The 13,667-nt window shown below is 41.4% G+C and carries 11 protein-coding genes and 1 riboswitch; of the genes, 6 read left to right on the top strand and 5 right to left on the bottom strand.

The features are described from left to right. Window positions 1-14 precede the first annotated feature (14 nt). The 3 genes from R2S08_RS08725 to mqnE are packed head-to-tail and all read right to left on the bottom strand — an operon-like array spanning window position 15 to window position 2,558. Window positions 15-743, bottom strand: coding sequence for a menaquinone biosynthesis protein (locus R2S08_RS08725; RefSeq protein WP_316834796.1), 729 nt, complete (start codon window positions 741-743; stop codon window positions 15-17). Then, window positions 730-1,365, bottom strand: a complete 636-nt coding sequence (locus R2S08_RS08720) for a histidine phosphatase family protein (protein ID WP_316834795.1) — start codon at window positions 1,363-1,365, stop codon at window positions 730-732. Before R2S08_RS08720 ends, R2S08_RS08725 begins: the two co-directional genes overlap by 14 nt. Then, entirely contained in the window at window positions 1,365-2,558 is a 1,194-nt protein-coding gene (gene mqnE / locus R2S08_RS08715; protein ID WP_316834794.1) for an aminofutalosine synthase MqnE, read from the bottom strand. The genes R2S08_RS08720 and mqnE overlap by 1 nt, the downstream gene beginning before the upstream one ends. A 376-nt stretch (window positions 2,559-2,934) precedes the next feature. Here mqnE and R2S08_RS08710 point away from each other — a divergent pair, with 376 nt between their 5' ends. From R2S08_RS08710 to purL, 4 genes are all read left to right on the top strand, one after another. After that, on the top strand, window positions 2,935-4,173 hold the full coding sequence (locus R2S08_RS08710; RefSeq protein ID WP_316834793.1) for a glycine betaine/L-proline ABC transporter ATP-binding protein: 1,239 nt from the start codon (window positions 2,935-2,937) through the stop codon (window positions 4,171-4,173). Next, entirely contained in the window at window positions 4,170-5,003 is an 834-nt protein-coding gene (locus R2S08_RS08705) for a proline/glycine betaine ABC transporter permease (RefSeq protein ID WP_316834792.1), read from the top strand. Before R2S08_RS08710 ends, R2S08_RS08705 begins: the two co-directional genes overlap by 4 nt. A gap of 26 nt (window positions 5,004-5,029) precedes the next feature. Then, window positions 5,030-5,908, top strand: a complete 879-nt coding sequence (locus R2S08_RS08700) for a glycine betaine ABC transporter substrate-binding protein (RefSeq protein WP_316834791.1) — start codon at window positions 5,030-5,032, stop codon at window positions 5,906-5,908. A gap of 66 nt (window positions 5,909-5,974) precedes the next feature. Beyond that, window positions 5,975-9,640 (top strand): phosphoribosylformylglycinamidine synthase, encoded by a 3,666-nt coding sequence (purL, locus tag R2S08_RS08695; RefSeq protein ID WP_316834790.1) that lies wholly within the window; start codon window positions 5,975-5,977, stop codon window positions 9,638-9,640. Between the two features lie 63 nt (window positions 9,641-9,703). Here purL and R2S08_RS08690 read toward each other — a convergent pair whose 3' ends face one another. Beyond that, the gene (locus R2S08_RS08690) at window positions 9,704-9,970 is read right to left on the bottom strand and encodes a hypothetical protein (protein WP_133779790.1); all 267 of its coding nucleotides are present in this window, start codon (window positions 9,968-9,970) and stop codon (window positions 9,704-9,706) included. Between the two features lie 88 nt (window positions 9,971-10,058). Beyond that, window positions 10,059-10,553: a lipocalin family protein gene (locus R2S08_RS08685; RefSeq protein WP_316834789.1), complete on the bottom strand. Its 495-nt coding sequence runs from the start codon at window positions 10,551-10,553 to the stop codon at window positions 10,059-10,061. 111 nt (window positions 10,554-10,664) lie between these two features. Between R2S08_RS08685 and R2S08_RS08680 the strand changes: the two genes are divergently transcribed. After that, entirely contained in the window at window positions 10,665-11,780 is a 1,116-nt protein-coding gene (locus R2S08_RS08680) for a trans-sulfuration enzyme family protein (RefSeq protein ID WP_316834788.1), read from the top strand. A 167-nt stretch (window positions 11,781-11,947) separates the two neighbouring features. After that, window positions 11,948-12,061, top strand: a riboswitch (SAM riboswitch). A 282-nt stretch (window positions 12,062-12,343) separates the two neighbouring features. Continuing rightward, complete coding sequence (locus tag R2S08_RS08675) at window positions 12,344-13,648, top strand: O-acetylhomoserine aminocarboxypropyltransferase/cysteine synthase (RefSeq protein WP_316834787.1); 1,305 nt, start codon at window positions 12,344-12,346, stop codon at window positions 13,646-13,648. Window positions 13,649-13,667: the final 19 nt, after the last annotated feature.

Here is a 13,667-nt window from a genome sequence, read left to right as displayed (position 1 = left end):
TGAATATATCGCTTTTATCCCAGTTCCTTGATGTAGGAAAGAAATAAGGTCATCGCTTCTCTTTTTTGCGTGGTCAGCTCAAAATCAAGCTTATGCATCAGATAGTCGTCCAGATCAAAAGCTGGGTTTTCAGGAAGTTCTTTGAGCAGTTCTTTTCTATGGTCAAGTCCGGATTTCAGAGCAACATTGAATTCCTCTATAAATTCCTTCGGAATTTCCTTGTTGGCTACCCAGGCGGCGTACATAAAAGGCAGTCCGGTAAAGTTCATCCATTCCTCTCCCATATCATAGGCATAGGCGTAATCGCTTTTTTTTCCAAAGGTCCTGTCGCCGATCAGAACAATGGCATCTGTTTTTACAGTTGGATCTGTAGTGAACTCAACATCCAGTTTCCAGTAGAATTTCAATAGTACCCTTGCCAGGTTATTGGATGTTCTGGAGTGGCTGTCCAACTTTAGGCTTTTGATTTCTTTGGCTGGAACATCACTAAAAATAAAGACAGAATTTACGGCTCCGATGGAACCGATGCAATAGTCTGCCACAATGTTTGCATTGGGTACATGAGGGAAAGCAGCTATGGGTATAAGGCCAATATCCACCTGCCCATCTATTAATTTAGCGGCACAATCCGAAGGAATATCTAAACTAAGGTCTATCTTGTTTTTAACGTCTGAATGTTCGATTCCGTAAATGAACGGTTTAGTATTGGTATAAGCTACTGCTGATATTTTAATCTTGTCCAAGGTTATTTAATTCCTTTAAATGATCTGTATTGTTAAAGTCGGTAATCTCAAAAGTATCCCCAGTAAGGGCAACCTTATAGAGTGTGGTATTTTGGTGCGGAAATTCTCCCATATCTGACATCGGCTTACCGGTAAGTAAACACAACAGCAAGCGCATTGCCCTGCCATGCATACAAACCAGAACCAGTTTTTCTTTGGGATGGCTTTTGATATGGTCAACTGCTTCTGTTAGTCTTACAGCAACTTCGGCCGGGCTTTCTCCACCTTCAAATTTGGCGTCGTAATCTCCGCTCTGCCATTTTTCTACTATGTCCCGAAATACGGCAAGTGCATGCTCTGAACTGGGCTTTCCTTCCCATTCTCCCCAGGCCAGCTCATCCAATCCACTCAATTGTTCCCAGGGCAGTCCGGATGCGATGAATTTATGAACGGTTTGATGGGTCCGCTTTAAGCTTGAAGTATAAATCTTATCAAAAGGAATGTTTTTATACATCTGATAAAAAGCTTCAGCCTGTGCTCTGCCCGTATCATTCAGGTCGCTGTTAATGCCGCGTCCTTGTACAATTCCATGTTTATTTAACTCTGTTTCTCCGTGCCTTATAATATATAACTCTTTATCCATTAGTTAATTACTGGCAGTTTATAATATTGAGGCTTGACTTCATTCTCAAACACAAAATCTGTATAATCGGTTACGACCTTGTATAATGTATCTCTTTCTATAGGTTGCCTGCCTACCTGCTTGATCAGATCGACCAGTTCTTGTGTGCTCATTCCTGGTGTCTGTTCTTCTGCTCCGGCCATAGAATAGATTTTGGTCGTATCGTCCAGAGTGCCATCAATATCATCAACACCAAAATTAAGGGATAACTGTGCAGTTTGACGACTGATCATTGCCCAATAAGCTTTAATATGATCAAAGTTATCCATGTAGATTCTTGCAATAGCATAATTCCTCAGATCTTCAATCACAGAAACTTCCGGAACATGATCCATCTGGTTGTTCTGATTCCTGAATTTCAATGGGATGAAGGCTTGAAAACCTCCGGTTTTGTCCTGTAACTCGCGAAGACGTTGCATGTGGTCTACGCGGTGCCAGAATTCCTCAATATGTCCGTATAACATGGTTGCATTGCTACGCATACCCAATTTATGGGCTTGCTCATGAATGTCCAGCCATTGTTCGGCATTACATTTATCATGCGCGATCTTTTCTCTGACTTCAGGATGAAAGATTTCTGCGCCACCGCCAGGCATGGAATCTAAACCGGCTTCTTTAAGGTATTTCATGCCATCATAATGGCTCAATTTTGCCTTTTTGAATATATAATAGTATTCTACAGGTGTTAAAGCTTTGATATGGAGATCGGGACGATGCGCCTTTGTTCTTTTGAAAAAGTCGGCATAGAATTCAAGGTTCTGTTTTGGCACTACACCTCCGGTAACATGTACTTCTGTTACGGGCTCGTTGTCATACTTTTTCAGAATGTCTATCATTCCGTCTACGCTCATCTCCCATCCCTCTTCACGCTGTTTAATTAAGCGGGAATAAGAACAGAATTTACAGTCGTACACACAAACATTAGTGGGCTCTATATGAAAATTGCGGTTAAAAAAAGTTTTATCTCCGTGTTTTTCCTCTCTGATGTGGTTGGCAAGTACACCAAGATAACCCAGTTCGGCATGTTCGTATAAATAAACGCCTTCGTCAAAAGTTATTCTTTCTTTGTTCTGAACTTTCTGTGCGATAGCCTTTAAGGGCTGCGCTAAATCCGGATCGTTCAAAAGTAAAGTTAGTTTTGCGGTAGTATCCATATTTTGATCTCTGATCTGATAGAGGCAAAAGTAACATAAAATTGAGAAAATGGTGTTTATTTAACAGTTTTAAGGTGTCAGTGGAGTGTAAAAGAGGTGTACAGCCATGGAGTAGAACACAGCAGTTTTCAACTAAAGCCCCCTCCTTAAATCCATCCTTTTGAGATAACAATTTGACTATTCGTTATTTTTTATTACCTTTGTAGCGTTTTTAATTTAAACAGCGCCGTTAAATACGCCCTTCGTGCGTCTATTCGTAAAGTAACAGCTGCTTAAATGTCATTGGGTATTTCACCCTCATTTTTTCAATACTAATGTTTTTTTAAAGCATTTAAGATATGTGGCCATTAAGCCATCATATGTAAATTTTTTAAATATGTCCAAACTTAAAATAGAAGACCTCACCCTTATCTTCGGAAAAGAAAAAGAAGAGGCACTTTCACTTTTAAAAGAGGGAAAATCCAAAGCAGAAATCCTTGAACAGACAGGATGCACTATTGCAGTTAAAGAAGCCAATTTTGAAATCGAAAAAGGTGAATTCTTTGTCATAATGGGCTTATCAGGAAGTGGTAAATCCAGTTTGCTCCGCTGCCTGAACAGGCTTATAGAGCCTACATCCGGCAAAGTAGTCCTTGACCAGCTGAACATCACCAGCCTAACAGATAAAGAGCTTCAGGAAGTACGGCGCAAGGAAATGGCTATGGTATTTCAAAAATTCGGTCTCCTGCCCCATCGTTCTGTTGTAGAAAATGTAGCCTTTGGCCTGGAACTTCAGCAAGTACCAGAAGCCGAACGGGAAGAGAAAGCCAAGACTGTTATTGAACTTGTAGGACTTAAGGGCTACGAAAATCAACCCACAGAAGCGCTATCAGGTGGTATGCAACAGCGTGTGGGCCTGGCTCGTGCACTGGCCAATGAGCCGGAGATATTATTGATGGATGAAGCCTTTTCTGCATTGGATCCGCTGATCCGTACACAAATGCAGGAAGAATTGATCGATCTGCAGAAAACCATGCATAAAACCATCGTTTTTATTACACATGACCTCGATGAAGCCATACGACTGGGCGACCGAATTGCCATAATGAAAGATGGGGAAATTATACAGATTGGTACACCCGAAGAGATTTTAACCAATCCGGCGACTGATTATGTATCTTCTTTTGTAGAAAAAGTAGACCGGAAATCGATCATCACTGCGGCCAGTCTGATGTTTGAAAAACCGACAGTGGCTATAGCAGGCAAAGACGGTGTTGAAGGAAGTTTGAGAAAAATGCGTGTTTCCGGCCTTACGACCTTACCTGCAGTTTCTGTTGACAAAGAATTTCTTGGCTTTGTTTATCTAAGGGACCTGCTGGAAATCAAATCCAAAGGCCACCATGTGATTGCAAAAGCCATTAGGAGTGATATCCCCGTGGCCTACCCTGAAACGACAGTGGAGCAAATGCTTCCCTTTATTGCAGAGAATGGCCGTGCAGTACCCATTGTAGATAGAGACAACAACAAATTACTAGGTATTGTTGCACAAACCTCACTACTCATTGAAACAACCGGAACCTCCTGGGAGAATGTAACCGGAAACGCTATTGATCACCTTCAAAACGAAATCATATGATACATATAGGAAATTATATAGAAGATTTTATAAACTGGCTAACCAGGCATTTTGCGCCCTTATTCGATATGATCAAAGTAGTGGTAGAGTCTGTAGTAAATTCTGTGGAATGGATACTCATGTCCCCCCCTTTTTTCGTGGTTATACTGCTCATTGCATTTCTGGCCTGGAAAAGGACCGGTCTGGGTGTAACGATACTAACTTTAGCCGGCCTGACCCTGATCTGGGCAATGGGCTATTGGGAACAAACGATGGCCACCTTGGCGCTGATTCTATCCTCCGCCTTTATGGCTTTAATATTGGGCATTCCCCTGGGCATTTGGGCCGCAAAGAAACCGTTGGCTAAGAAGATTATCCGGCCGATCCTTGACTTTATGCAAACTATGCCTGCCTTTGTCTATCTGATTCCTGCAGTATTGTTTTTCGGGCTGGGAAAAGTACCCGGTGCCTTTGCAACCATTATATTTGCTATGCCTCCTGCCGTTCGCTTAACCACACTCCGCATTAGTCAGGTTCCTGAAGACATCGTTGAAGCAACACGTTCCTTTGGAGCAAGCCCCAGACAGTTGTTGTTCAAAGTAGAATTACCTCTCGCCTTACCGACCATATTGGCTGGCGTTAATCAAACCATTATGATGGCACTCTCTATGGTGGTCATTTCTGCAATGATTGCAGCGGGCGGACTAGGAGAAACCGTACTTAAAGGCATCACCCAACTAAAAATAGGGCTCGGCTTTGAGGGTGGTATTTCTGTGGTGATCCTGGCCATTATCCTGGACCGCATCACTCAATCTTTTGGAACAACCCGAAAGAGGGCACTCAATTCATAAAGATATTAAACATTAAATTAAAAGATATGTTATATAAATTCATCAACAGGTTATTACTGTTCATTGTGGCTGGACTTCTCTTTTCCTGCACGAATACCAGTACGAAAAAGAAAGTGACCATAGCTTATGTCAATTGGGCAGAAGGCAATGCAATGACTCAACTGTCTAAGGTACTGCTGGAAAGAGAAGGCTACGCTGTAGAATTGAAAAATGCAGATGTTGCGCCTGTTTTCGCCGCTGTGGCCCGTGGAGATGCGGATGTATTTTTGGATACCTGGATGCCTGTTACACACAAAGACTATATGCAAAAATATGGCTCGGAACTTGAAGTTTTAGGAACCAATTTTAGTCATGCCCAGATTGGCTTCGTAGTTCCCGATTACGTAAACGTTAATAGTATTGACGATTTGGACGCTAATGCTTCTTTATTTGATCATAAAATCATCGGCATTGATGCTGGAGCTGGAATCATGAATAAAGCTGAACTTGCTTTAAAAAACTACAACTTGAAACTGGAACTTCAATCCTCAAGTGAGGCAGCAATGCTCGCCATTCTAAAGAAAAGCATAGACAAAAAGCAGGCTGTTGTAATAACAGGCTGGTCGCCACATTATATGTTCAGCAATTTTAAACTGAAATTTCTAAAGGATCCTAAAGCTGCATTTGGAAATATAGAAACGATACAAACCATAAGCAACAAGAAATTTGTAGCTACAAACCCTGTGCTTGCTTCCTTTTTTAGAAACTTCCGGCTCGATGAAGAAGAACTTGGTTCGCTGATGGCAGCTTTAGAAGGAACAAATGAGGAAAGAACTGCGGTTGAGGGGTGGTTAAAACAGCATCGGGATTTTAGCAGGAACATGAGTTCTTTTCTGAAAACCAGCTCTTCCAAAGAAGATATGTAAAAACAAGTCGCAAAAAATGGCTTATCCTGTTTTTTTAACCTAAATTTGCATCTTCAAAAAAAAAGCATGATTTATTTCTTCTCAAGCCAATCCAAAACGGTTTTCGCTTTACAAATAGAACGAAACCTTTCCCCTGATGATATTACGAAATTACAATGGCTCTTTGGCGGCGCACAAATCTGCAAGGAAAACGTTCTGACAGATTATTTTGTTGGACCTCGTGCAGCGATGGTGACCCCCTGGAGTACCAATGCCGTAGAGATTACCCAGAACATGGATATTAAGGATATTATTAGAATTGAGGAATTTCAACGGGTAGAAAGTAATTTTACTGATTTCGACCCAATGCTTTCGCAAAAGTTCAGTGAACTTAATCAGGATTTATTCAACATCAATATCCAGCCTGAACCAATTTTGGAAATCAATGATATTGCAGCCTACAACAAACAAGAAGGACTATCTCTAAGTGACGAAGAAGTAAATTATTTAAACGAATTATCACAGAGACTTGGCAGAGCCTTAACAGATTCCGAAGTCTTTGGTTTTTCGCAGGTCAATTCAGAGCATTGCCGCCATAAAATCTTTAATGGCAAATTTGTGATCGATGGAGTTGAACAACCTTCTTCTCTTTTTAAATTGATCCGCAAGACATCTGAAAAAAATCCAAACGATATTGTTTCTGCCTACAAAGATAATGTGGCCTTTATTAAAGGGCCAAAAGTTCAGCAATTTGCACCGAAACGTGCAGATGAACCTGATTATTATAAAATAAGTGATTTTGAATCGGTCATCTCTATCAAAGCCGAAACCCATAATTTCCCAACCACTGTAGAGCCATTTAATGGCGCAGCTACAGGATCTGGTGGTGAAATAAGAGACAGGCTGGCAGGTGGACAAGGATCTCTTCCACTGGCAGGTACTGCAGTATATATGACTGCGCTCTCCAGACTGGAAGAAAACCGTCCCTGGGAACAAGGCGTGGAAGAAAGACAATGGCTGTATCAGACACCAATGGATATTCTGATCAAGGCTTCTAACGGTGCTTCCGATTTTGGAAATAAATTTGGTCAGCCACTGATCACAGGATCTGTTCTCACTTTTGAACATGAAGAGGAAGACCGTAAACTTGGCTTCGACAAAGTGATTATGCTCGCCGGCGGTGTGGGTTATGGTAAAGCAAGCCAAAGCCAAAAGCACAAACCAGAAACGGGCGATAAAATTGTCATCCTTGGTGGTGAAAACTATAGAATTGGTATGGGAGGTGCAGCTGTATCCTCTGCCGACACTGGTGCATTGGGTTCTGGTATAGAATTAAATGCCATCCAGCGCTCTAACCCTGAAATGCAGAAAAGAGCAGCCAATGCCGTTCGTGGAATGGTGGAGAGTGAACACAATACTATTGTTTCTATACATGACCATGGCGCAGGTGGCCACCTGAACTGTCTTTCTGAACTGGTGGAAGAAACTGGTGGCAAAATTGACCTGGATAAATTACCAGTTGGCGATCCTACCCTTTCGGCTAAAGAAATCATTGGCAATGAATCTCAGGAGCGTATGGGACTGGTGATTAGTCAGGAACATATTTCTACACTGCAGAAAATTGCCGACCGGGAGCGTTCACCAATGTATACCGTTGGTACAGTTACCGGTGACCACCGTTTTACTTTTGAATCTGCAACTACTGGCGCCAAACCAATGGACCTGGAATTAAAGGACATGTTTGGAAGTTCGCCTAAAGTGGTGATGGAAGATAAAACTGTAGATCGTAAATATCAGCCGGTAACCTATCATGCAGCAGATTTTAACACCTACCTGGAGCAGGTTCTTCAATTGGAGGCAGTAGCCTCCAAAGACTGGCTGACCAATAAAGTTGACCGTTGTGTGGGTGGCCGCGTTGCCAAACAGCAATGTGCAGGTCCTTTACAATTACCTTTGAACAACTGCGGTGTTATGGCACTGGATTTCCAGGGTAAAGAAGGCATCGCAACTTCCGTTGGACATGCTCCCTTATCCGCTTTAATCGACCCTGCAGCAGGAAGCCGTATCGCAATTGCAGAATCCTTGTCGAATATTCTCTGGGCACCTCTGAAAGATGGCTTAAAAAGTATTTCACTTTCTGCAAACTGGATGTGGGCTTGTAAAAATGAAGGTGAGGATGCCAGATTATATGCAGCGGTTAAAGCTTGTTCTGACTTTGCGATTGAACTTGGAATCAATATCCCAACGGGTAAAGATTCCCTGTCAATGAAACAAAAATATAAAAATGATGAGGTGATTGCCCCGGGTACAGTCATCATTTCAGCAGCTGGAAATTGCAGTGACATTACCCAGGTAGTGGAGCCTGTACTTCAAAAAGATGGAGGTGACATTTATTATATTAATTTGTCTAACGACGATTACAAACTGGGTGGTTCTTCTTTTGCCCAAATTCTCAACCGGATAGGTAATGAAACACCAGATGTAAAAGACGCGGCCCAATTTAAAGTCACTTTCGATACTTTACAGGAACTCATCAAAACAGGGAAGATCCAGGCCGGACATGATATTGGCAGTGGAGGTTTAATTACTACTTTATTAGAGCTTTGCTTTGCAGACCGTAATCTTGGCGCATCAATAGACCTCTCTCCTTTGAAAGAGACAGACAGCATTAAAGTTCTTTTTGCAGAAAATATTGGTGTGGTATTCCAGGCAAACAGTGATGTCGAAACTATTCTTGCAGCAAACAATATTGCTTTCCATAAAATAGGTACAGTAACCTCTTCGGCAACGCTTAAGGTGACGAACCAAGGTGAAAAATTGAATCTTGACATTGATCATCTTCGGGATGTATGGTTTAAAACCTCGTATTTACTGGACAAGAAACAAAGCGGTCCGGTTAAAGCGAAAGAACGCTTTGACAATTATAAAAATCACGTTCTAAACTATACCTTCCCATTACATTTTGATGGAAAAAAACCAACAATTGATGTTTCTAAACCAAGACCTAAAGCTGCAGTGATCCGTGAAAAAGGAAGTAACTCAGAGCGGGAATTGGCCAACGCAATGTATCTTGCTGGTTTTGATGTAAAGGATGTTCACATGACTGACCTGATCTCCGGAAGAGAAACCTTAGAAGATATTCAGTTCATTGGTGCTGTAGGTGGCTTCTCCAATTCAGATGTTCTGGGATCCGCTAAAGGCTGGGCAGGTGCATTTATGTACAATGAGAAAGCAAAAATAGCCCTCGAAAATTTCTTCAAACGCCCGGATACTTTATCTGTTGGAATCTGTAATGGTTGCCAATTGTTTGTAGAACTTGGCCTGATCAATCCAGATCATACAGACAAACCTAAAATGCTTCACAACGAAAGTCATAAACATGAGAGCATTTTCACTTCCCTGACAGTACAGGAAAACCACTCGGTGATGCTTTCTACGCTGGCAGGCAGCACCTTAGGGGTGTGGGTATCACATGGTGAAGGTAAATTCCATTTACCTTATGCTGAAGATCAATACGCAATCGTGGCGAAATATGCTTATCAAACTTATCCGGCCAACCCGAATGGATCTGATTACAATACGGCAATGATGTGCGACAACACAGGAAGACATCTCGTGATGATGCCGCATATTGAACGTTCATTATTCCAGTGGCACTGGGCAAACTATCCTGCAGGTCGTAAAGACGAAGTATCTCCATGGATGGAAGCATTTGTTAATGCCCGTAAGTGGGTGGAAGAAAACCAGGCCTAAGAAATCTATTAAATTTATACCAAAGGGGTTTATGAAAATATTCATAAACCCCTTTTTTGATTTTTAGTCTTCTTCTTCCAGATAAATTTCGTGCACAAGGAATTTAACCTTATTGCTCGGTTCAAGTAGTTCAGTTACATCTTCTGAATGAATGCTGTAAATCGTTTCTGCTGCATCTGGTATTTCCGAATTGGGAATGAGTTCAAAAAATTTAACCGCCATTCCTGCATCCAGTTCTACTACTTTTACATAGTTCACGCCGTTATCCTTCCAGTCTTTTAGTATTTGCGCCGTAAAGAGTACATAAGGGTTTCTATCCTCGTTTTCCATACGGTAAAAGTAAGACAAATTTACGGGTACAAAAAAAGGGGCTTAACCAGAGCCCCTTTTCAACCTAAACCAAATATACTAACCAAAATTATTTTGCTGCCTTAGAGAAATTCATGACCACATAAGCGGTGGTATTTCCATACTCTATAGGTGATTTTATCACTAAATTGTTATCTGATGTCGAAGCCAGTACCATCCTGTAACCTGAAGTCACATTTTTTGCTTTATCGCCTTCATATATTTTTTTGAACTGAAAAGTCTGATCACCAGTACTTACTGACCAGAATATGGTTTGTATCTTCGCTGCACATTCATTCCCTCCCGGTAAAGAATAACTTCCATTACCACTATTGGTTAAGCGCCACGTACTTCCAATAAAGCATTTATAAGAAGGCTCATCAAACAGAGACCTTACTGCAATAGAAGGAATACCTTCAAAAGTTATATCATTTAATACCCAGTTACCTGTTACGTTTCCTCTTTTCAGATTAGCAGAAGCAGAACTGCCTTTAGGGGTTGAGCAACTTTGCAAAACCATTAATGAACTGCATAAAATGGCTGCTATAACTAATATTCTTTTCATGTTCTTTATTTTGACTGGAACAATGCATAAATCTTGCCAAAAAAACTGCAGTTCTCATTTTATCCTATAAATTTGTTGTATCTATATCAATCAACCTAAATTCTGCACCCAATGAAACCTGAAACCCTGGCTATACATAGTGGAAACCTCATAAAAAGCGCAACTGGCGATGTTACTTCTCCAATCAGCTTATCTACAACCTTTCTTCGGGATGAGCATGGCAATTATCCTGGTGGCCATATGTACAGTCGTGTCAGCAATCCAAACAGAAATGCACTGGAAAAAGTGCTCACTGAATTGGAAAAAGGTCAGGATGCATGTACATTTTCTTCTGGAAATACCGCAGGAATGGCCGTTTTCCAGGCCTTAAAGCCTGGAAGCCACATTATTGCACCTGATGATATGTACTGGGGTTTTAAGAAACAATTACAGTCCATTTTTGCAGACACTCTGACCTTTGATTTTATCGATTTGACTGACACAGCGCAAATCGAAACTTATATAAAGCCAAGTACTGTACTGATCTGGGCAGAAACGCCTTCAAATCCTCTGCTTAAAATTACAGACATTGCGGTCCTGGCCGAGATCTCAACAAAGCACGGGTTAATTTTTGCCTGCGACAGTACCTTTGCGTCGCCCTCCTTGCAAAACCCACTGTTACTTGGTGCTGATCTGGTGATGCACTCGACTACAAAATATATTGGCGGCCACAGTGATGTTCTTGGTGGTGCCTTAATTACTGCAAAAAAAGATGCTTTTTGGGAAAAAATCAGAAATATCCAGCAAATAGGCGGTGCGGTTCCCTCACCATTTGATTGCTTCCTGCTGCTCAGAAGTCTTAAAACCCTGGCTTATCGTATGCAGGGCCATTCGTCCAATGGGCTGGCATTGGCCAGATTTCTGGAGAAACATCCAAACGTTGAAGCCGTTTATTATCCTGGTCTTTCCTCTCATCCGGATCACAAGATTGCCAGTAAACAAATGAGTGCTTTTGGAGGAATGTTATCTGTTCTTGTAAAAGGGGGAGCAGAACAAGCCAGAGCCCTGGTGAACAAAGTCCAGTTGTTTGCTCAGGCCACAAGTTTAGGCGGTGTAGAGAGCTTAATTGAGCACCGCGCGTCTGTAGAGGGACCAGACACCAAGACCCCGCAAAACCTGGTGCGCATCTCTGCCGGGCTTGAACATATTGATGATTTAATCGCAGATTTAGAACAGGCATTGACCTAAGGAATAATATTAAGTTGCCTAATTAATATTAACCTAATTTAATTGCACATACTGGTGTTATTTATAAAATTTTCAGAATTTTATTTTGCTTATAATTTTTTATTACTACATTTGACGCATAATCAGCGAATAGCTGACAAAGTCAATACCTCTCTAAGTGAAGGTTTGATTTATAAAGAAGTGGCGAGAGACAGGCTCCCTGACCCACTGGCAACCCTACCTAATGGAAGAAGGTGCCAATTCCTGACCAAATAACAGGTGTTATTATGGAAAGATAAATTTGAACTAAGATGAACATTAACAACATTAAAATCCGCAATAGCGAATATCAGAAGTCTCCCAATCCAACTGTTGAATTAAATTCAACCAGAGCTTCTATTTGTTGTTATGTAATGCCTGCTATTTGTATGTGCTGCTGCATATACTAAATCAAAAAATCTTCCTTTTTGTAGCTCTATCAAATCCGGAAGGCCTTCCAACAGAAGGTACGCTTTAATCCTGTACTTTAGAAATTCCTAAAGTCTATTCAACAAACAATAGCAATACACTTAACTTAAGATTACATGTCAACATCATATAAATTTGAAACCCTACAATTACACGCTGGACAAGAGATAGATCCGACAACTGGTTCCAGAGCAGTCCCTATTTATCAAACTACTTCATACGGTTTTAAAAACTCTGAACACGGGGCCAATCTTTTTGCCCTGAAAGAATTTGGGAACATCTATACCCGGATCATGAATCCAACAACAGATGTTTTTGAAAAACGTGTGGCGGCATTGGAAGGCGGAGTAGCTGCCGTGGCTGTAGCTTCGGGACAAGCAGCGCAATTTATTGCTTTGAATAATATATTACAGGCCGGAGACAACTTTGTATCTTCTTCGCATTTATATGGAGGATCCTACAACCAGTTCAAGGTAGCCTTTAAACGATTAGGTATAGAGGTCCGCTTTGCAAATGTAGATCACCCTGAAGAATTTGTTCCCTTGATTGACAAGAATACAAAAGCCATTTATCTGGAAACCATAGGCAATCCTTCTTTCAGCATTCCGGATTTTGAAAAGATTGCAGGTATTGCAAGCAAACACGATCTTCCGCTGATTGTAGACAATACCTTTGGAGCTGCCGGCTATCTGTTCCGTCCTTTGGAACATGGAGCTCATGTTGTTGTCGAATCTGCAACAAAATGGATTGGTGGCCACGGTACCAGTATTGGTGGTGTAATAGTTGACGGAGGAAATTACAATTGGGGCAATGGAAAATTCCCCCAGTTTACAGAACCTTCTGAAGGTTACCACGGACTTGTATTTAACGATGTATTTGGCAGCAATGGTCCTTTCGGAAATATCCAGTTTGCCATCCGTGCCCGGGTAGAAGGATTAAGAGACTTTGGTCCGGCCCAATCCCCTTTCAATTCATTTCTATTAATTCAGGGATTGGAAACTTTATCCCTCCGCGTACAACGCCACGTAGACAATACCTTAGCCTTAGCTGCCTGGTTGGAAAACCACCCTTCTGTTGCCAAGGTGAATTACCCAGGGCTGGAAAGCAGCCCTTATCATGCCAATGCAAAAAAATACCTTAAACATGGGTTTGGCGCAGTACTTTCTTTCGAACTAAAAGGCAGTAAAGAGGATGTAACAGCAGTGGTAGACAACCTTAAATTAGTGAGTCATCTGGCAAATGTTGGAGATGCAAAAACATTGATCATACAACCTTCAGCAACCACCCATCAGCAATTGAGTGAAGCTGAGCAGGAAGCAGCAGGTGTAAGCGCTACGCTTTTACGTGTTTCTGTAGGTATAGAACACATCGATGATATCAAAGCCGATTTTGAGCAGGCTTTTAGTAAAATTAATCCTTAATAATACCTGCTTAAAATCA

This window comes from Pedobacter nutrimenti, assembly GCF_032678445.1.
Taxonomy (GTDB): Bacteria; Bacteroidota; Bacteroidia; order Sphingobacteriales; family Sphingobacteriaceae; genus Pedobacter; species Pedobacter nutrimenti_A.
The sequence above is the reverse complement of the archived record's forward strand: the minus strand, read 5'-3'. Positions and strand labels throughout refer to the sequence as shown.

Bases quoted from the DNA above. Each gene is read 5' to 3' on its own strand.
- R2S08_RS08720 (WP_316834795.1), bottom strand. From the start codon at position 1,365: ATGGATAAAGAGTTATATATTATAAGGCACGGAGAAACAGAGTTAAAT.
- mqnE (WP_316834794.1), bottom strand. From the start codon at position 2,558: ATGGATACTACCGCAAAACTAACTTTACTTTTGAACGATCCGGATTTA.
- R2S08_RS08710 (WP_316834793.1), top strand. From the start codon at position 2,935: ATGTCCAAACTTAAAATAGAAGACCTCACCCTTATCTTCGGAAAAGAA.
- R2S08_RS08705 (WP_316834792.1), top strand. From the start codon at position 4,170: ATGATACATATAGGAAATTATATAGAAGATTTTATAAACTGGCTAACC.
- R2S08_RS08700 (WP_316834791.1), top strand. From the start codon at position 5,030: ATGTTATATAAATTCATCAACAGGTTATTACTGTTCATTGTGGCTGGA.
- purL (WP_316834790.1), top strand. From the start codon at position 5,975: ATGATTTATTTCTTCTCAAGCCAATCCAAAACGGTTTTCGCTTTACAA.
- R2S08_RS08690 (WP_133779790.1), bottom strand. From the start codon at position 9,970: ATGGAAAACGAGGATAGAAACCCTTATGTACTCTTTACGGCGCAAATA.
- R2S08_RS08685 (WP_316834789.1), bottom strand. From the start codon at position 10,553: ATGAAAAGAATATTAGTTATAGCAGCCATTTTATGCAGTTCATTAATG.
- R2S08_RS08680 (WP_316834788.1), top strand. From the start codon at position 10,665: ATGAAACCTGAAACCCTGGCTATACATAGTGGAAACCTCATAAAAAGC.
- R2S08_RS08675 (WP_316834787.1), top strand. From the start codon at position 12,344: ATGTCAACATCATATAAATTTGAAACCCTACAATTACACGCTGGACAA.